Genomic DNA, 18346 nt, shown 5'->3' with positions numbered 1-18346 from the left:
TTCCCGTCCATGAGCTCCAGCAGCGCGGCGCCGGCCGCCAAACCGCCGATGCGGGACGCCCTGGTCGCGGCGGCCTTCCGGCTCTTCTCGGAACACGGCTACGAGCAGACCACGGTGGACGACATCGTGGCCCTGGCCGGAGTCGGCCGGCGTTCCTTCTTCCGTTACTTCCCCGCCAAGGAGGACGTGGTCTTCCCGGACCACGAGCGCTGTCTCGCCGACATGACGGCCTTCCTCGCGGCGGGCGGCGAGGAGTGCGAGCCGGTGCGGCGGGTGTGCGACTCGGCCCGGATGGTGCTGCACATGTACGCGGAGAGCCCGGCGTTCTCCGTGCAGCGCTATCGCCTCACCCGGAAGGTGCCGGGCCTGCGGGCGTCGGAACTCTCGGTGGTGTGGCGCTACGAGCGCGCGATGGCCGGATATCTGCGCGGCCGGTTCGCCGGGCACCCCGACGGCACGCTGCGGGCCGATGTGATCGCGGCCGCGGTGGTCGCCGCGCACAACAACGCGCTGCGCTCCTGGCTGCGTTCGGACGGGACCGGCGACGCGGTCGCCGCGCTGGACCGCGCGCTGGGCTATGTGCAGAGGGAGTTCGGGCGTCCGCAGGAGACGGCGTCCGCGCCGGACGGCCGTACCCCCGTGCGGCCCGGGTCCGCGCCGGACGCCGAGGACTCCCCGCGCCCCGACGACGTACTGGTCCTCGTCACGCGCCGGGACGCCCCGCTGTGGCGGGTGGTGCAGCAGCTGGAGACGGCGCCGCGTCACGTCTGAGCGGCCGGCGCCGCGGTCGCGCGGGTAACCCCGGAATTCACTTAAGGGTACCGAGTGCCTTTACGAGTGACACTGAGTGCCATACGCTGTCGGTCAGGCGCGGTGGCCAGGCCGCCGGGCGCACGCGTGCACGGGACGCGCACGCGGGATTCCGGCCGAGTGCAGGGAGTTGACCAGGATGTACCAACACTCAGTGAGCGCCCCGCATCCGGTGGCCGGCTCCGCGACGGGTGTGCTCGATCCCGCCGCCACGGACTCCAGGGACGCCATCCACTTCCAGCGCTGCACCTGGTGCGGTACCGCGATGTACCACCGGCTGCTGTGCCCGGTGTGCCAGGGCAGTGAACTGTGCACCGAGCGCAGCGAGGGGACCGGCACCGTCCGCCATTCCACGGTGGTGCACCGCAACACCCCGGCGGCGCGCAATGTCTCGCTGATCGAGATGGCCGAGGGCTTCGTCGTACGGGGCCGGGTCATGGGGCCGCCGGTCGGCATCCACAGCGGCGACCGGGTGCGGCTGTCGACGACCAAGGACCCGGTGCGCGGCGAGCCGGTCTTCCAGCTGGTGGACGAGCCGTACCGGGCCTGGACCTGACCCTCCCGACCGCCGCACCCTCGAACACCCCACTTCGGTTAGCCCGGTTGCGGCACATGTGATCCACCGCTTCCCTTTCACAGGCAACCCACAGACTCCGCGTTCCGTCCTCCGGGAGCGAGGGGCCCCGGGACGGCCGGGGCGCCCGAGGTCGGGGGTCGAGGAGGAACAGTGGTCCGTGCCCGGCGCATATGGGTCACCGCCGCCGCGTTATGCGCGGTGGCGGGGGTGTCTCCAGGAACGGCGGTCGCCCAGGGACGGCCAACGTCAGCGACAGCGACAGCGATACCGGCGTCACCGGACGGCCGCGGCGCGTTGCCACCGGGCTGGCGGCTGGCCGGCGAGAACGCGGCGCCCCGGCTGGAGTGGCGCTCCGACCGGCCGGTACCGATGGGGGACGCGCGGGTCGAGTTCCGCTCGGACGGGCGCCTGCTGGGGGTGCCGAAGCCGGACGCCGACGGCCGCACGTTCCGTCTCCCGCTCGACGGATCGCAGGCGAGCGGACCGCGCGGACTCGTCGGACTCGGCCGGCCCGAGGCGCTGCAGGTCTGGTCCGGTGGCCACCGGCTGGACGGCCGCCCGAGCGGCGCGACAGCGGCACCGCCCGCCTCGCCCGTGGCCCCCGCACCACCCGCCGAACAGGCTCCTCCGCCCCGGCTCCCCGCGAACGGCGTCGATCCGGGCAAGCCGGGCGCCTATCGCACCCGGACCGGCGAATACGCCCTCACGTCGGTACGGCTGCCGGGTTTCGCGAAGCCGGTGGAGATGCGCGCGGTGGTCGTCGCCCCCGTCGGCGCCCTGGGCAAGCGGCCGCTCGCGCTCTTCCTGCACGGCCGTCACTACACCTGCTACCGGGGCGGCGAGATCAGCATCGACTGGCCCTGCAAGTCCGGCTACCTTCCGGTGCCGAGCTACCGCGGCTATCTGCGCGACCAGCGACTCCTCGCCTCGCAGGGCTACTTGACGGTGTCGGTCTCGGCGAACGGCGTCAACGGCCAGGACGACGAGTCGGCCGAGGACGGCGGCGCCCAGGCCCGCTCCTCCCTGATCCGGCTCCACCTGGGCCACTGGGCCGACTGGGCGCGAAACCCCGGGTCCGCGCCGGCGATCGTCCGTTCCGCGCCCCGCGCCGATCTGAACCGGGTGCTGCTCGTCGGGCATTCCCGGGGCGGCGAGGGTGTCGACCGGGCGGCCCTGGACAGCCTCTACCCGCCGCCCGCCGACCAGGACGGCTATCACGGCGCGGTGCGCTGGAACGTGCGTGGCATGGTGCTGATCGGCCCCACCCTGTTCGGCCAGAACCCGGTGCCCGACGTGCCGTCGGTGTCGGTCCTGCCGGGCTGCGACGGTGACGTCTCCGATCTGGAAGGCGAGTTGTACGTCGACGGGACGCGCACGGTCAGCACGGGCCGCGCCCTGCACAGTGCCGTGTACGTCGTCGGCGCCGATCACAACTTCTTCAACTCCGAGTGGACACCAGGAACTTCGGCGGCGCCCGCCGAGGACGACTTCTACGACGACCCGGACCGTCCGGACCCGGTGTGCGGCAACCACGCCGCGACCCGGCTCTCCGCCGACCGGCAGCACCGGGCCGGTTCGGTGTACGTCGCGGCGGCCGCGCGGCTGTTCGTGGCCGGCGACGACCGGGTGCGGCCGCTGCTGGACGGCTCCGGGAAGCGGGCGCCGTCGGCGGATCCGGCGCGGGTCCTCAGCCATGCGGTGGGGGCGCGCCGCGGCGGCGGCTTCCTGCCGGACGGCGGGGTCTCGGTGAGCGGCGGCAGGCTGTGTGCCGTCGTGGATCCCAGCCCGGCGAAGCGCTGTCTCGGCGACGACGCGAGCGGCTACTCGCCGCACTTCGCGCAGTGGCAGACCGACCGGGAGTCCGGCCGGCACGCGATCGCGCTGCGCTGGACGCACACCGGCGCCCGGACCCGGGTGACCGCGCGGCGGCCGCTGTCCCTGTCCGGAGCCGAGGATCTGGCGCTCCGGCTGTTCGTGCCGCCCGACTCCCGCGGCACACAGTTCGACGTGACCCTCACCGACACCGGCGGCCACCGTGCGACGCTGGGCCGGATCCATGCCGACGGACTGCCCGGCAGCCAGCGGACCGCCGCCTACTGGGCCCGCGAGTTCCGGGTCCCACTGACGGCCGCCGGCCGCGCCCGCGTGGACCTGGCTTCCGTCAAGTCCATGGAACTGAAGGCGCATTCGGCGTCCGGACGGGCCTGGCTCGTCGACGCGTGGGGCTGGCGTCCGGGCACGCCCGCGGTGCGCCCGGCGGCGCTGCCGCGCGTGGACCTCGGCCGGCTGACGGTGGCCGAGGGCGACTCTGGCGCGCGCACCTACCGCGTCCCGGCCCGCGTGTCCGGCCACGGCAGCGGCCAGGTCCGCGTCTACGTGCTGGACCCGGCCACCGGCCGTGCCACCGACCGGCTGGTCACGGTGCACCCGGGCGGCCAGGACATCGACGTGCCGATCGAGGTCAGGGGCAACACCCGCTACGGCCCGGACATCACGTACGACGTGCTGGTCAAGGCGGTACACGGCGCCGTCGTCGGCTCCTACGGGGGCGGCGTGACCGTGCACGACGACGATCCGGCGCCCGCCATGACCGTCACCCCGCTCGCGAACCGCGTCACGGAGGGCCAGTCCCTCACGTGGCGCGTGACGCTGTCGGAACCGGTCGACATGGACATGAGCGCCCTGTTCGGCGTCGCCCCGCCCGCCGGCGGTGCGGAGCTGTCCACCAAGGACGTCCCGGCCGCGTGGCTGCGCGACATCTGCGGTGCGTCCCCGGACCCGGAGCGCCCGCTGTCCAAGGTGAACGGCCTCTACCTCTGGGTCGACGTCCCCGCGCACCGGACGAGTGCGGACATCACGGTGCCCACGGTCGAGGACAGGACCGCCGAGCCCACGGAGTCGGTCCGGTTCCAGCAGCTCGACGACATGACGGGCGAACCCCGCCGGAACGGGCTGGTGCTGGCGGGTTCGGTGCTGAACGCGCCCTGATCCAGGAGCGGTTCCGCTCCGGGTGGCTCCCGGCCGTCAGCCGTCGAGGGTCACCCGGATGCCGACCGCGCCGCCCGAGCCACGCCGCAGTCGGCTGCCCAGGAGGATGAGGCGGCCGAGGATGCCGTACTTGCGGGCGATCAGGTCGCGGTAGCGGGCGGTGGTGGCCGGGTCGGTGATCTCGGCGGTGGCGGGGAGCTGGTCGCCGGTGGGGTTGCCGCGCAGGTCGCAGGGGCCGGCGAGGATGTCGGCGCGGTTGCGGATGCGTTTGACCTTGAAGCTGTCGGCGGCCGTCCAGACACCGAGGCGCGGGCCGTCCTGGACCACCCACACCGGGGTGGCCACGGGCGTTCCGTTCCTGCGGTAGCTGGTCACCAGCAGGTACTTTCCGGCGGCGAGCCGGGCCTGACGCGAGTCTTCGTCCATGACGGTGAGTCTAGGCGTCCGCTCACCTCAGGGCGGCGGCCATGCGGTGTACGGCCTCGGTGAGGATCTCCGGCGAGGTCGCGAGGTTGAGGCGCGCGTGGCCCGCGCCTCCGGTGCCGAACGGGAGACCCGCGGAGAGGGCGACCCGGCCGCGGTCCAGGAAGACCCCGGCGGGGTCGTCGCCGAGGCCGAGGGCGCGGCAGTCGAGCCAGGCGAGGTAGGTCGCCTCGCCGGGGTGGAGGCGGACCGCGGGCAGGTGCTCGGCGAGCAGGCCGGCCAGCAGGCGCCGGTTGGACTGGATCCCGGTGCGCAGGGCGTCGAGCCAGCCGGTGGCCTCACGCAGGGCGGCGGTGTGCGCGATGACCGCGACGTGGCCGGCGCCGTGGCCGACCTCCTCGGGCATCCGGGCGAGATCGGCGGCGGCCCCGGGGCCGGCCAGGGCGAGGGCGGCCTTGAGGCCCGGGAGGTTCCAGCCCTTGGAGGCCGACATGAGGGAGAGGCCCCGAGCGGCGGCGGGCAGACTGAGGTACGGCACGAAGGAGGTGCCGGGGGCGGTGAGCGGGGCGTGGATCTCGTCCGCGACGACCCGCACGCCATGGCGCTCGGCCAGCTCGGCGACGGCCGTCAGCTCGGCGGCGGTGTGCACGGTGCCGGTGGGGTTGTGCGGGCTGCACAGCAGGTAGGCCGCGCGCCCGCCGCCCGCGGTGGCCCGTCGGAAGGCGTCCTCCAGCGCCCCCAGGTCGAGGCGCAGGTCCGCGCCGAGCGGGGCTTCCACCACCCGGCGGTCCATATGGGTGATGAACATGAAGAACGGCGGGTAGACCGGCGGGTTGACGATCACCGGATCGCCCGCTCCGGTCACCAGTCTGATCATTTCGACCGCTCCGAGCATGACGTCCGGAACGATCGCCGTACGGTCCGCCGCGATCCCGTCCCACCGCCAGCTCCGGGCCGCGAAGGCGGCGAGGGCCTCGGCGTAGGCGGTGCCGGCCGGGTACCCGGTGTCGCCCAGGGCGAGGGCGTCGGTGACGGCGCGGACCACGGGCGGGGCGAGGGGCACGTCCATCTCGGCCACCCACAGCGGGAGGACGTCCTCGGGGTAGGTGCGCCACTTCATGCTCGTACGACGGCGCAGCCGCTCCAGGCCGAGGGCGCGCAGCGGATCCGGTTCGGCGGCGGTGTCGTGCGGGAGGCTGGTCATGAGGCACAAGATAGGGGGCTGTGCCGTGAGCCGGAACGGGGCGGACGGGGCGGTGGCGCGCGGCCGGGAGGCCGCCTGTGACGGGCCCGGCCCCGGCAGGGAGTTCCCGGCCGGCGGCGAGGCGTACTCCGCGGTGGAGCGGACCGTCGGTCCGCCGCCGGCGGCACGGCCGGGTCCGGTCCGCCGCGCCGGTCCGGCACCTTCGGCGCGCCGGGCCGGCGGGGGCCCGCGCGCGGCGGACCGCCCGCCGCGCGTCCGTGCCGACGGCGGCCCACTCCGGCGCGGACCGCCACCGGGGGCGCGTCCGGCCGCCCCCCACTCCCCGCTCCCCGCTCCCGCTGCCGCTGCCGCCGGCGGGACCGGTCAGGCGCCCGCACCTCGGCGACCGGGTGCCCCGCGGCTCCGGCGGCGGAATCGGCGGGACCGGCGGCGCGGGGCAACTCGGGGGATTAGATTGCGCCTTGAAGGCTGAACCACTCCTCCAGGCCCCCAGGAGCTGACGCACGTGACCGACAACCCCGCAGCCACCAACGACGTGGCGGTGTCGCTGCGCGCCCGTATCAACACCAGCCAGCCGCACACCGCGCGGATCTGGAACTATTGGCTCGGCGGCAAGGACAACTACGAGGTCGACCGGACGGCCGGCGATCAGATCCGCCAACTACACCCGGGCATCGGGGAGTACGCCCGCGCGGACCGGCTGTTCCTGGGCCGGGCCGTGCGGCACCTGGTCGAGAAGGCGGGCATCCGCCAGTTCCTGGACGTCGGCACCGGGCTGCCCACCGCCGACAACACGCACGAGGTCGCCCAGCGCATCGCGCCCGCGTCGCGGATCGTGTACGTCGACAACGACCCGCTGGTGCTGGCACACGCGCGGGCCCTGCTGACGAGCACGCCGGAGGGCCGTACCGACTACCTGGACGAGGATCTGCGCAATGTGGACGCGATCCTCGAACACGCGGCGAAGACGCTGGACTTCAGCGAGCCGGTCGCGCTGATACTGCTCGGTGTGGTCATCTTCATCGGTGAGGACGACGAGGCGTACGGACTTGTGCGCAGGTTCATGGACCGGCTTCCGGCGGGCAGCCATCTGGTGCTGTCGCACACGGTCACGCATCCCTCGATGCCGGACGTGGACGAGGCGGTGAAGTTCTGGAACGAGCACGGCACCCCGAAGCTGACCCAGCGCACGCCTGCGGACGTGGCCCGGTTCTTCGACGGTCTTCGGCTGCTGGAGCCGGGTGTGGTCTCCTGCTCGCGCTGGCGCCCGGAGCACGACAACGGGGCCGAGCCGGAGGAGGTCGCCATGTTCGGCGGGGTGGCCCGCAAGGGCTGAGGAGGGTCTGGGGACCCGCGACTCCCGATCGGGGTCGCGGGTTCGCGTCGCGGGGTCAGACGGCCCGGTACGGCCGTGGAGCCGCGGCGGCCCACTCCATCACGAGGCGCTGGTACTCCTTGCGCTGCTCGGTGGTAAGCGTCCCGCCCGATCGGCGCCACAGGGCCCGGATCTCCTCGTTGACCTCCGCGGCCGATCGCTCGGAGGCGGCTTCAAGAGTGGTGGACATGCTGTGAAGCATATGCCGATCGGGGTGAAGACGCTGTGAGTAAGTAGCCCCGACATGGACATTTCGGACCGTGTTGCTCATCACGTCGATGTGTCAAGCGGTGTAAGGGAGTTCACACCCGACCCTCACCCGGCGGCGGCTCCGGGACCGCCGGACGAGGGTGGGCGACGGCACGGTTTCCCGGCCGGAGCGACCGGCGGAACCGGGCGAACGGGCGCTCAGGTGCCGGGCTTGCGGCCGTACACGAAGACGTCGTCGCCCGTCCGCAGCAGCGACCAGTACTTCTTGGCGTCCTTCGGGGTCATGTTGACGCAGCCGTGCGACCCCGGCGGGTTCCACATGCTCAGGCCGACCGAGTGGAACGCCTCGCCGCCGTTGAAGAACTGGCTGTACGGCATCGGCACGTCGTAGAGCGTCGAGACGTGGTGGAGGTCACGCCAGTAGACCTTCGTCAGGCCGGTGCGGGTGACGAAGCCCTTGCGGCCGGTGCGCACCGGCACCGGACCGTAGACGAGCTTCTTGCCGTCCTGGATCCAGCTGAGCTGGTGCGTGAGGTCCACACAGGCGATCCGGCCCTTGTTCACCGGGCACTTGCCGCTCTTGTTCGGATTCCTCCCCACGGCCTTCTGCTTGTCGATGAGGTCCATCACACCCCAGGTGACCGGCCCCGCGTAGCCGATGGTGGGCGTGATGCCGTTCTTCGCCTGGAAGGAGCGGATCGCCTTGCAGTCGGCGGCGGACTGGCGGCCGTCCACCGGGCGGCCGAGGAACTTCTCGGCCTGCTTCTGGTACGGGCCCGTCGATGTGGTGCAGTAACTCGCGGCCTGGGCCGGTGCCGCGGTGAGGGCGAGTGTGAGCGGCGCCACGAGTCCCGTGATTCCGGCCGCCACAACACCTCGTCTGCGTATGTCCCCCATGAGGGCTTTTCTCCTTCTTCTCACCTTTTTTCCCAGGGCCTCCCCCGGGTGCTCGCGTCCGCGATTCCCACGATCTCGGACAAGTAGACCCGATCGGACACGCCGGGGTTGCCTTTCTGGTCACCTCGTGACGAAACGGTGAGCTTCCTCACCCCGGAGCCGGCCGTCGGGGAGCGCCCGGCCGTAGGCGACGAGCAGCAGGTCCTGGGCACTGCCGCGCAGGGGTGCGCCGGCACCGAAGGACCAGTCGAGATCGTCGGCGCACAGCCGCACCCCGGTGAGGTCGGTGCCGAAGAGGCGGAAGGCGCGCGGATCGACGGCGTCGAGGAGGACCCGCAGCCGGTCCTCGGGGACCCGGCGGTCCAGGCCCAGCGCCACGGTGACGTCCAGGCCGTGGACGACGTCATGGCCGAGGGCCGCGGCGAGGCCGCCGACCGGCGGCTTCCAGGGGTGGCGGGCATGAGTGCGCAGAAAGCCGGCGAGGGCGCGGTCCGGGTGGGCGGCCGCGTCCCGGCGGGCGAGCCGGTCGGTCATCCGGTGCAGGCTCCCGCGCGCCTTGGCCAGCTCCAGCAGCACCTTCGCGGTCGGGTACCGGAACCCCATCGACATGTGCGCCACGACCTCTCGGACCCGCCAGCCCGCGCAGAGGCTGGGAGCGTCCCACTGCGCCGGCGACAGCTCCTCGAAAAGTTTGGCCGATTCGCGGCGTTCGGCGGCGATGAGTGCGGCGATGTCCGGTGCTTTCTCCATGCCCCCAGCATGGGGAGCGCCGCGGCGACGCGTCCAAGACCGGGTCCGTATCGCAACTAGCATGATCCGTTATGGAGTTGAGGCAGCTGCGCTACTTCGTGACGGTGGTGGAAGAGGCCGGTTTCACCCGGGCCGCCGCACGGCTGCATCTGGCACAGCCGGGGCTGAGCGCGCAGATACGGCAACTGGAGCGGGAGTTGGGACAGCCGCTGCTGGACCGCTCGGGGCGCACGGTGCGGCCGACCGAGGTCGGCGAGGCCGTACTGCCGTACGCGCGGGCGGCACTGGCGGCGGCCGACGGGGCGCGGCGGACGGCGCAGGAGTACACGGGTCTGCTGCGCGGGCGGGTCGCGATCGGACTCGTGCCCGGTGCCCTGGGCCATCCGTCCGACCTCGCCGGGCTGCTGGCCCGCTTCCACCGGACGCATCCCGGGGTGGAGGTCACCCTCACCGAGGACCTCTCGGACGGGATGCTCTCCGCGCTGCGCGCCGGCACGCTCGACCTCGCGGTGGCCGGGGTGGCGGACCGGACCCCGCCGGCGGGCCTCGCCTGGGAGGTGTTCGTCGATGTGCCGCTGGTGGTGGCGGCCGTACCGGAGCATCCGCTGGTGGGCGGCTACCGGGAGGGGGAGGCCGTCCCGGTGGGCGCCCTGGACGGGCACCGGCTGATCGGAACGCCGCGCGGAACCGGGACGCGGACGGTGCTGGAGCGGCTGTGTGCCGAGGCCGGGTTCGCGCCGCACGTCGTGTTCGAGGCGGCGGCTCCGGACGCGCTCGCCCGCCTCGCCGCGCGCGGCCTCGGCGTCGCGGTCCTGCCCGGTCCAAACCCCCGGCCCGGCCTGCGCGTCCTCCCCCTCGACAGCCCGCGCGCCCGCGGCCGCGTGGCCCTGGTCTGGCGGGCCCGGGGTCCGCTGGGCCCGGCGGCGCGGGAGCTGCTGGGGCGGCTGCGACGGGAGTTGCGCGCGGAGGGCTGACGAGGACCGCGTCCAAGCTGGTCCGGGGTCAGTCGTGCCGATCGTGCAGGGCGGCGTGGAAGCCGGTGTGCACCGAGGTGAGGCCGCCGTCGACCACGAGGGTGGTGCCGGTGATCCAGGCGGCGTCGCGGGAGGCGAGGAAGGCCACCGCGGCGGCGACGTCCTCGGGTTCGCCGATCCTGCCCAGCGGGTACAGGGCGCGGACGGCGTCGAGTTCGTCGTCGCGGCCCTGCCACGCCGAGGTGCGCACCGTGCCCGGCGCCACGAGGTTGACCCGGACGCCCCGGGCCGCCGCGTGCCCGGCGAGGGTGCGGGTCAGGGAACCGAGACCGGCCTTGGCGGCGCTGTAGGCGTGGTTGCCGAAGTCCTGGAGGCCGTTGACGGAGCCGATGCTCACGATCGCGCCGCGTCCGGAGGCGGCCAGGTGGGGCAGGGCGGCGCGGCAGCAGCGGTGGACGCCGGTCAGGGTGATGTCGAGGTCGCGCGCCCACGTCTCGTCCGCGCCGTCCTCGAAGCGCGGGGTGTCCGGGGTGCAGTGGGCGGCACAGTTGACCAGGACGTCCAGGGAGCCGTAGGCGTCGACGGCACGGCCCACGGCCGCCTCCACGCCGGCGCGGTCGGCCACGTCGCAGGCGAACGCCTCGGCGATCAGCCCCTGTTGGCGCAGCCCGGCGGCGGTCCGCTCGGCCTCGGCCGGGTCCCGGTCGGCCAGCAGGACCCGGCCACCCTCCTCGGCGAGCCGCCGGGCGACGGCGGCGCCGATGCCGCGGGCCGCTCCGGTGACGAGGACTCCGTGTCCCGCGAAACGGGTGTGATCGCTCATGGGGCGACGGTACGTCCGTACCCTGTGGTCCTTCACCGTCCCGTGCCGGCGCGTTTCCCGACCGTCCCGCGCCGGCGTGTTCCCCCGACCCCCCGTCGGGGCCGCCCGGTTGTGGCCGCGTGCCGCCCCGTGTCCTGGACCCGCGTCAGACGGCGCCGGCGAGCCGCCCGGCGAGGGCGTCGGCGTCCGGCAGGAACCAGAGCTGGTCGCCCTGGTTGGACTCGTGCACGAAGTCGCGCAGGGCGCCGCTCGCCCCGGTGTGAACCGAGATGTCGCCGACGACGGCGAGCCGCACCCGGTAGTTCACGAACTTCTGGACGATGGCGCCCGCGACGCCCGACCGCAGCCGGAAGAACTCCTGGGCGATTCGCGCCACGGGCACCTCGACCAGCTGGGCGTCCTGCCCGAAGGCGTCGCCGATCAGGTCCAGTGCCGCCCGCTCGCCGTCCAGGGGCGGGCCGTCGGGGGCGCAGCGCAGGACGCGGACGTCGTGCAGGGTCACGAGCGTGTTCGTGGTCATGATCGCGACCCTATGCGCACGACGCGGTTCAGTGCCCGCGTTTGATCCACTCGTCCAGGTGGGAGGCCTCGGCGCCGATGGTGGTGGAGTCGCCGTGGCCGGTGAGGACCCTGGTCTCGGGCGGGAGGGTGAGCAGTTTGCCGCGGATGGAGTCGATGATCGTCGGGAAGTGGGAGAAGGAACGGCCGGTGGCGCCGGGACCGCCCTGGAAGAGGGTGTCGCCGGTGAAGACGGCGCCCAGTGCGGGGTCGTAGAGGCAGACCGCGCCGGGTGCGTGCCCCGGGGTGTGCAGCACGGTCAGGTCGGCGCCGGCGGCCTCGATGACCTGGTCGTCCACGAGGAGCCGGTCGGGGTCGCGGTCGGGGTGGGTCATCCGCCACAACGGCAGGTCGTCGGGGTGCAGCCAGATGACGGCGCCGGTGCGGTCGGCCAGCGCGGGAGCGGCGTCGATGTGGTCGTTGTGGGCGTGGGTGCACACGATGGCGGTGAGCCGCCGGTCGCCCACGGCGCGGGCGATGGCGTCGGCGTCATGGGCGGCGTCGATGACGATCGCCTCGTGGTCGTCGCCGACGATCCAGACGTTGTTGTCGACGTCCCAGGTGCCGCCGTCGAGGGTGAACTGCCCCGAGGTGACGAGCCGTTCGATGCGTGCGGTCATCAGAGGACCACCACCGAGCGCAGTACGTCGCCCTGGTGCATCCGCTCGAACGCCTTCTCGACCTCGTCCAGTCGGATGGTCTCGGTGACGAAGGCGTCGAGCGGCAGCCTGCCTTGCAGGTGCAGGTCGATGAGCATCGGGAAGTCGCGGGAGGGCAGGCAGTCGCCGTACCAGCTGGACTTGAGGGCGCCGCCGCGGCCGAACACGTCCAGCAGGGGAAGTTCGAGCTTCATCTCCGGCGTGGGGACGCCGACGAGGACGACGGTGCCGGCGAGGTCGCGGGCGTAGAAGGCCTGCTTGTACGTCTCCGGGCGGCCGACCGCCTCGATGACGACGTCGGCCCCGAAGCCGCCGGTCAGCTCGCGGACGGCTTCGACCGGGTCGTCGCGCTTGGAGTTGACGGTGTGGGTGGCGCCGAGGGCGCGGGCCTTCTCCAGCTTGCGGTCGTCGATGTCCACGGCGATGATCTTCGCCGCGCCGGCCAGGCCGGCCCCGGCGATGGCCGCGTCGCCGACACCGCCGCAGCCGATGACGGCGACCGAGTCGCCCCGGCCGACTCCACCCGTGTTGATGGCGGCGCCGATGCCGGCCATCACGCCGCAGCCGAGGAGGCCCGCGACCGCCGGGGAGACGGCCGGGTCGACCTTGGTGCACTGGCCGGCGGCGACGAGGGTCTTCTCGGCGAACGCGCCGATGCCGAGGGCCGGGGAGAGCTCCTGGCCGGTGGCGGCGAGGGTCATCTTCTGCCTCGCGTTGTGGGTGTTGAAGCAGTACCAGGGGCGGCCACGCAGACAGGCACGGCAATTGCCGCACACCGCACGCCAGTTGAGGACGACGAAGTCACCGGGCGCCACCTCGGTGACCCCCTCGCCGACCGACTCCACCACGCCGGCGGCCTCATGACCGAGGAGGAAGGGGAAGTCGTCGGAGATGCCGCCCTGCTTGTAGTGCAGGTCGGTGTGGCAGACACCGCAGGCCTGGACGCGTACGACGGCCTCGCCCGGCCCGGGATCCGGCACCACGATCGTCTCGACTCGTACGGGCTCGTCCCGGCCCGGTGCGATCACGCCGCGTACTTCCTGCGCCATGGTCTGGTTCCTTCCATCGAGTGCTTACGGTGCAGACCCTACGCGCGTCCGGTGGGCGGCGGGACGGGCCACGGCGGTGACCGTGGATCTTTCCCCCGGGGGCGCCGGTTCACCGGGCACGCGTCCCTCCCGGCCCGAGGAACGCTTATGAATCGCACAAGAATCGGACCGAATGACGACGTCCGCTGATGGCGATTCCTTTGCGCGGCGGGGGCACGCGACCGGTCCCGTGCTTACCCGGCCGTGGCTTCATGGAGGCATGCTCGCTGATGGCCGTAAGGGACGTACCGCATTCCTGTTCTCGGCCGGGGCCTTGCCGCGCCCGGGGACGGAACGTGAACTCGCGGCGGCTTTCCCGCTGTTCGCGAAGACGCTGGACGAGCTCTGCGCGCGTCTGGACCCGTATCTCGAACTGCCTCTGAAAAGCGTGATGTTCGCGGATCCCGGTACCCGGACGGCGGCCCTGCTGGGCCGGGCGTCTTACGCGGGCCCGGCACTCTTCGCGGTCCAGGTGGCGCAGTACCGGCTGCTGCGGAGCTGGGGCGCCCGCCCCGATGTGCTGTTCGGGCACGGGGCCGGGCGGATGGCCGCCGCGTACGCCGCCGGGGTCTTCTCGCCGGCGGGCGGCTGCCACGCGGTCGGCACGCTGGCCCGGCTGCTGGACGGCGCCCCGGGCGCGGCCGCCCCGCAGGCTCTGCGCACCGCCTACGGCCGTACGCTCGCCACCCTCCACCCCCGCCCGCCGCGGCTCCCGCTCGTCTCCGACCTCACCGCCCGCCCGGTCGGCGCCGAGACCGCCGAGCCGGGGTTCTGGCTGCCGGGCCCGGGGAGCCGGCGGTTCGCGGACGTGGCGGCTCTGCTGCACCGGGACGGGGTGCGGAACTGGCTGGAGCTGGGCCCGGCGGACACCCTGACCCGCGCGCTGGCCGAGGCCCTGCCGTCGGACGCCGCCCCGGCCCCCGGCTCTGCGTACGCCGTGGCCCGGGACTGGGCGGTGCTGAGAGCGGGCTTCGGCTCGGGGCTGCGCGGCGCCCCGGTGTGAGGCGCCGGGTCAGGCGACGGCGGGCACCAGGCCGGTCACCGGCGCCACGATGTCGGTGACCTGGTGGAGCTCGCTGAGCCGGTTCAGCTCGCCGACCTGGTTCAGGGCCTTGAGCTGCTCGGAGGTCGTGGGCAGCTGCGCCCGCTGCGCGGCGGGGATGTCACCGGCGGTCAGGGAGTCGAGAGCGGTCATCGGGTTGATCCGCCCGCTGTGCGAGGCGCTCGCGTCGGCCGCGTTGGCGAGGGGGGCGGCCAGGCCCGTGACCCCGGCGGCGAGACCGAGGACGGCGACGATACGGCGTGTTGAGATCATGCCCTCAGCAACGGCCCGGACCCCCGGCCGGACACGGGCGGCGGCCCGCGCTCACTCGTGAGGCGGAGCGCGCCCCGTGCGCTTGCCGAGGCCGCCGGGCCGGGGGACGCTCGAAGACGGGGCCCGTACGGTCCGCCGCGTGCCGGGCCGGGAGCGCCCGAAGGAGGTCACCATGGGCACCGTGACAGGCTCCGGCTTCGACGTCGAGACACTGCGCCGGGGCATCGAGGGGAACACCGGGAACACCCTGCTGTCCCTGTACGCGGACGACGCGGAGATCCGCATCATCGACCGCGACACCCAGCCCAGCCACCCCAGGATCCTGCACGGCAGGGGCGAGATCGCCGAGTTGCTCGACGACGTCTACCGCCGCGACATGATCCACAAGCTGGACCGGTGTGTGGTGCAGGGCGACCACGTCGCGTTCACCGAGTCCTGCCAGTACGGGGACGGCACCCGCGTCCTCGCCGAGTCGATGATCACCCTGCGGGACGGGAAGATCGCCGAGCAGATTCTGATCCAGGCATGGGACGACTAGGCGGAAGGTGCGCGCGGATCCGGATCAGCTCCCGGCTGACCTGGACCTTCTCGGCCCGCGCGGTGATGGGCCGGGTGCGGCCCCGCCGCCGCGGGCTGGTCCGCGCGGCGGGTGTGCCGGTGACGAGGGCGGCCGTGCGGTCGGCCCTGAAGGCGGTACGCGGACGTCCCCCGGCGGCGGTGCCGCGCGGGTCCCGGGTGCCGCGGGTCCGGCGTGGGCCGATACGGAGGCGGTGAGCCTGCCCGGCAGCGGGCTTCCCGGGCCGGCCGGTCCGGGGGACCCGGGCAGGTGCGCGCGGATCGCGGCGGCGGAGCCACGTGGGTGAGGGCGCCCGCGGCTCAGCCGCGTACCCGCCTCGGATACGCTGTGTCCGGGCCGTGACTGGCGCTGAGGTGGAGTACCACCGGGGAGCGGTCCGTGTGGTTGCCGCGCGCCTGGGCGAGAGACTTCGATCCAGCTCAGGAGTGTGCCGCATGACCCAGGCCCGTCTCATGGACGGAACCGCCCTCGCCCGTCGCATCGTCGAGGACACCGCGCGCAGGGCGGCGCAGCTCACCGCCCGCACCGGTGTGGTGCCCGCTCTCGCGACCGTGCTGGTCGGCGAGGACCCGGCGTCCGTGACCTACGTCCGGATGAAGCGGAACCGCTGCCGCGAGGCCGGCATCACCTCCCGGCACGTGGCCCTGCCCGCGAGCACGAGTACCGCGGAACTGGTGGGCACGCTGCGGGAGTTGTCGGCCGATCCGGCCGTGCACGGGATCCTGCTCCAGCATCCGGTGGGAGACCACATCGACGAGCGGGCCGCGTTCGAGGCGATCGCGCCCGGGAAGGACGTGGACGGGGTCACCTTCGCCTCCTTCGCCACGATGAGCTTCGGCCTGCCGGGCTTCGTGTCCTGCACGCCGGGCGGCATCATGCGGCTGCTGGACGAGTACGCCGTCGACCCGGCCGGGAAGCGGGCCGTGGTGGTGGGCCGCAGCGCGATCCTCGGCAAGCCGGTGGGCATGCTGCTCCTGGCCAGGGACGCGACGGTGACGTACTGCCACTCGCGCACCCGGGATCTGTCGGCGGCGGTCCGCGAGGCGGACATCGTCGTCGCCGCGGTCGGCCGGCCGCGGCTGCTGCGGGGCCAGGACATCAAGCCCGGCGCGGTCGTGATCGACGCCGGATACAACGCGGGAAACGTCGGCGACGTCGACTTCGACTCGGCCGTCGAACGGGCCTCCCTGATCACCCCGGTGCCGGGCGGCGTCGGTCCGATGACGATCGCCACGCTGCTGGAGCAGACGGTGACGGCGGCGGAGGCCGCCGCGGGAGGGCTCCAGGCCGCCTGACGGAAGGGGGCGGGGCGGGCGCGCTCGGCCGTGCCGGCCGTACCAAGGTCGTCCCCCGCGGGAGCCGGTGGGAGCCGTCCGCCCCGCCGGGTGCCGTCCGCCCCGCCGGGTGCCCCGCCCCCGCCGCCCGGCTCACCCGTCCGTCAGCACCATCCTGAACCGCGCGCCGCCCGACATCATCTTCCGGTACGCCGCGTCCGCCTCCGCCAGGGGGACCTTCTCCGTCATCGGACGGATGCCGTGCAGGACGCTGAAGGCCATGGTGTCCTCGACGTCCCGGGAGGTCCCGGAGGGGTGGCCCCGGACCACGCGGCCGGCCATGAGGAGCTGGTTGGGGCTGATGCCGAGGGGGGCGGTGTCCGCGCCGATGACGACCAGTTCGCCGCGGTGGGTCAGGCCGTCCACGGTGGCGGAGATGGCCTCGGAGTTGCCGGCCGTGCCGAGGACGACCTTGGCGCCGCCCAGGGACTGGAGCGCCTCGGCGACCGGGGTGGCGGCGGTGCTGTCGACGTAGTGGTGGGCGCCGAGCTGCTTCGCGAAGTCCGCCTTCTGCGGGCCCCGCGCGATCGCGACCGTCTCGAAGCCCATCGCGGCCGCGTACTGCACCCCGAGGTGGCCGAGACCGCCGAGGCCGAGCACCGCGACCAGGTCGCCGGGACGCCCCGCGCTGCGCCGCAGCCCGTTGAACGTGGTCACACCCGCGCACGCGAGCGGCCCCGCGTCGCTCGCGGCGAGCGCGTCGGGGATCCGGGCCAGGGCGTCGACGGGTGCGACCACCTGCTCGCCGAAACCGCCGTCGTAGGTCCAGCCCGGCACCTTGAGACTCTCGCACACGATGAAGTCGCCCTCGCGGCAGGCCCGGCAGTGGCCGCAGCTGCCGCCGAACCAGCCCACGGCCACCCGGTCGCCGACCTGCCACCCCCGGTCGCCCGCCCCCTCGCCCAGCTCCGCGATCCGCCCGGCGATCTCGTGACCGGGTACCTCGGGGAAGGTGATGCCCGGCATGGCCGCGCTGACGAACAGCGCGTCGCTGTGGCAGACGCCGCACGCCTCGACGGCGATCCGCGCATGGCCGGGCCCCGGCCGCGGCACCTCGCGCTCGACCATCTCGAACGTGCCGTTCGGGGCGGTCACCTGGGCCACTCGATAGCTGCTCATGGATCTCTCCGCGGAAGGTGTACGAGTGATGGGGGCGACCGGGCGGACGCTCCGGCCGCCGCTCTCCCGGACGGGCCGGTGCGACGGTCCGCCCCTCCCCAGCAGACCAGTTCCGGCGCGATCGCGCGCGCCGAACGGCTCCCGCCGGACCGGACCGCTCAGGCCCCCACCCTGCGCGTCACGTTGAGCAGGTACTCCTTCCGGTCCAGCGGGTCGCGGTCGGTGCGCGGACGCCGGGGGACCGGGCCGTGGGCGAAGGAGTCGCGTAGTGGGAGAAGGCGGTCTCCGGTCCGCCCTCGCCGCGGGCCAGCCCCGGCAGCCGTCGCTCCGGCTCTAAACCCGGGCGGCGGGCAGTACGCCCGCCAGGACGGCCGCGGGGCCGCCGGTGCCGGTGTTCCCGGGGATCGCGCCGAGCCGGGCGAGCACCGGCGGCAGGACGCCGAGGGTGCCGGCCGGTGCCGCCGGACGGACGCGGTGCGCGAAGCAGACGACGGCGGACTTGACGGTGATCCACCTGGACGTGATCGACGGGTGATCGACAGACACCCCGCGTCATGGCGAAAGGACCTCGGATGCGCACCGCGTGCGTGTCCGCCCGGGAAGGAATCCACCCCCATGCCGAAGGACGTCACGCTCAGTGCACCTGCCCGACCTCGGAATCCTCG

General features: G+C 73.7%; 20 protein-coding genes and 1 riboswitch. Of the genes, 8 read left to right on the top strand and 12 right to left on the bottom strand.

Annotation, left to right across the window (positions count from 1 at the left end; translation table 11 throughout):
* Positions 1-9 precede the first annotated feature (9 nt).
* From VT52_RS00570 to VT52_RS00560, 3 genes are all read left to right on the top strand, one after another.
* On the top strand, positions 10-771 hold the full coding sequence (locus VT52_RS00570; protein WP_046427248.1) for a TetR family transcriptional regulator: 762 nt from the start codon (positions 10-12) through the stop codon (positions 769-771).
* A 178-nt stretch (positions 772-949) separates the two neighbouring features.
* Positions 950-1366 carry a Zn-ribbon domain-containing OB-fold protein gene (locus VT52_RS00565; protein WP_046427250.1) on the top strand — a complete coding sequence of 139 codons (417 nt, stop codon included), beginning with the start codon at positions 950-952 and terminating at the stop codon, positions 1364-1366.
* A 171-nt stretch (positions 1367-1537) separates the two neighbouring features.
* On the top strand, positions 1538-4375 hold the full coding sequence (locus VT52_RS00560; RefSeq protein ID WP_046427251.1) for a hypothetical protein: 2838 nt from the start codon (positions 1538-1540) through the stop codon (positions 4373-4375).
* 36 nt (positions 4376-4411) lie between these two features.
* Here VT52_RS00560 and VT52_RS00555 read toward each other — a convergent pair whose 3' ends face one another.
* Entirely contained in the window at positions 4412-4801 is a 390-nt protein-coding gene (locus VT52_RS00555; protein ID WP_046427252.1) for a PPOX class F420-dependent oxidoreductase, read from the bottom strand.
* A gap of 22 nt (positions 4802-4823) precedes the next feature.
* The gene (locus VT52_RS00550) at positions 4824-6002 is read right to left on the bottom strand and encodes a MalY/PatB family protein (RefSeq protein ID WP_046427254.1); all 1179 of its coding nucleotides are present in this window, start codon (positions 6000-6002) and stop codon (positions 4824-4826) included.
* A 505-nt stretch (positions 6003-6507) separates the two neighbouring features.
* On the opposite strand from VT52_RS00550, the gene VT52_RS00545 reads away from it, so the two are divergent.
* Positions 6508-7338 carry an SAM-dependent methyltransferase gene (locus tag VT52_RS00545; protein WP_046426789.1) on the top strand — a complete coding sequence of 277 codons (831 nt, stop codon included), beginning with the start codon at positions 6508-6510 and terminating at the stop codon, positions 7336-7338.
* Between the two features lie 55 nt (positions 7339-7393).
* On the opposite strand, the gene VT52_RS00540 is transcribed toward VT52_RS00545, so the two are convergent.
* The 3 genes from VT52_RS00540 to VT52_RS00530 form a co-directional block, all read right to left on the bottom strand.
* Positions 7394-7579 (bottom strand): hypothetical protein, encoded by a 186-nt coding sequence (locus VT52_RS00540; protein WP_046426786.1) that lies wholly within the window; start codon positions 7577-7579, stop codon positions 7394-7396.
* 206 nt (positions 7580-7785) lie between these two features.
* Positions 7786-8484: a L,D-transpeptidase family protein gene (locus tag VT52_RS00535; RefSeq protein WP_046426784.1), complete on the bottom strand. Its 699-nt coding sequence runs from the start codon at positions 8482-8484 to the stop codon at positions 7786-7788.
* 120 nt (positions 8485-8604) lie between these two features.
* A complete protein-coding gene (locus VT52_RS00530) occupies positions 8605-9234 on the bottom strand; it encodes a maleylpyruvate isomerase family mycothiol-dependent enzyme (protein ID WP_046426782.1) in 630 nt (209 codons plus the stop codon).
* Between the two features lie 71 nt (positions 9235-9305).
* Here VT52_RS00530 and VT52_RS00525 point away from each other — a divergent pair, with 71 nt between their 5' ends.
* Positions 9306-10208 (top strand): LysR family transcriptional regulator, encoded by a 903-nt coding sequence (locus tag VT52_RS00525; protein ID WP_046426781.1) that lies wholly within the window; start codon positions 9306-9308, stop codon positions 10206-10208.
* Positions 10209-10236: 28 nt separating this feature from the next.
* Here the strand turns inward: VT52_RS00525 and VT52_RS00520 are convergent, their stop codons facing one another.
* The 4 genes from VT52_RS00520 to VT52_RS00505 all read right to left on the bottom strand — a co-directional run bounded on the left by VT52_RS00520 (position 10237) and on the right by VT52_RS00505 (position 13297).
* Positions 10237-11031, bottom strand: coding sequence for an SDR family NAD(P)-dependent oxidoreductase (locus VT52_RS00520; protein WP_071387335.1), 795 nt, complete (start codon positions 11029-11031; stop codon positions 10237-10239).
* 145 nt (positions 11032-11176) lie between these two features.
* On the bottom strand, positions 11177-11551 hold the full coding sequence (locus VT52_RS00515) for a DUF4180 domain-containing protein (protein WP_071387334.1): 375 nt from the start codon (positions 11549-11551) through the stop codon (positions 11177-11179).
* 28 nt (positions 11552-11579) lie between these two features.
* Positions 11580-12209 (bottom strand): MBL fold metallo-hydrolase, encoded by a 630-nt coding sequence (locus VT52_RS00510; RefSeq protein WP_046428916.1) that lies wholly within the window; start codon positions 12207-12209, stop codon positions 11580-11582.
* A complete protein-coding gene (locus VT52_RS00505; RefSeq protein WP_071387333.1) occupies positions 12209-13297 on the bottom strand; it encodes an S-(hydroxymethyl)mycothiol dehydrogenase in 1089 nt (362 codons plus the stop codon). The genes VT52_RS00510 and VT52_RS00505 overlap by 1 nt, the downstream gene beginning before the upstream one ends.
* Positions 13298-13556: 259 nt before the next feature.
* Here VT52_RS00505 and VT52_RS00500 point away from each other — a divergent pair, with 259 nt between their 5' ends.
* Entirely contained in the window at positions 13557-14339 is a 783-nt protein-coding gene (locus VT52_RS00500; RefSeq protein WP_240509614.1) for an acyltransferase domain-containing protein, read from the top strand.
* A gap of 9 nt (positions 14340-14348) precedes the next feature.
* Here the strand turns inward: VT52_RS00500 and VT52_RS00495 are convergent, their stop codons facing one another.
* On the bottom strand, positions 14349-14651 hold the full coding sequence (locus VT52_RS00495; RefSeq protein WP_046425548.1) for a hypothetical protein: 303 nt from the start codon (positions 14649-14651) through the stop codon (positions 14349-14351).
* A 172-nt stretch (positions 14652-14823) separates the two neighbouring features.
* Here VT52_RS00495 and VT52_RS00490 point away from each other — a divergent pair, with 172 nt between their 5' ends.
* Both VT52_RS00490 and VT52_RS00485 read left to right on the top strand, forming a co-directional pair.
* Positions 14824-15189, top strand: a complete 366-nt coding sequence (locus tag VT52_RS00490; protein WP_046425550.1) for a nuclear transport factor 2 family protein — start codon at positions 14824-14826, stop codon at positions 15187-15189.
* 367 nt (positions 15190-15556) lie between these two features.
* Positions 15557-15636, top strand: a riboswitch (ZMP/ZTP riboswitch).
* 26 nt (positions 15637-15662) lie between these two features.
* Positions 15663-16523, top strand: a complete 861-nt coding sequence (locus VT52_RS00485) for a bifunctional 5,10-methylenetetrahydrofolate dehydrogenase/5,10-methenyltetrahydrofolate cyclohydrolase (RefSeq protein ID WP_046425551.1) — start codon at positions 15663-15665, stop codon at positions 16521-16523.
* A gap of 132 nt (positions 16524-16655) precedes the next feature.
* Here VT52_RS00485 and VT52_RS00480 read toward each other — a convergent pair whose 3' ends face one another.
* Together VT52_RS00480 and VT52_RS39630 are read right to left on the bottom strand one after the other, a co-directional pair.
* The gene (locus VT52_RS00480; RefSeq protein ID WP_046425553.1) at positions 16656-17681 is read right to left on the bottom strand and encodes an alcohol dehydrogenase catalytic domain-containing protein; all 1026 of its coding nucleotides are present in this window, start codon (positions 17679-17681) and stop codon (positions 16656-16658) included.
* 333 nt (positions 17682-18014) lie between these two features.
* Positions 18015-18227 carry a hypothetical protein gene (locus tag VT52_RS39630; RefSeq protein WP_046425554.1) on the bottom strand — a complete coding sequence of 71 codons (213 nt, stop codon included), beginning with the start codon at positions 18225-18227 and terminating at the stop codon, positions 18015-18017.
* Positions 18228-18346: the final 119 nt, after the last annotated feature.

It is taken from the genome of Streptomyces malaysiense, assembly GCF_000980885.2.
Classification (GTDB): domain Bacteria; phylum Actinomycetota; class Actinomycetes; order Streptomycetales; family Streptomycetaceae; genus Streptomyces; species Streptomyces malaysiense.
Note: the sequence above shows the minus strand (reverse complement) of the source record. Positions and strands in the feature narration are given on the sequence as shown.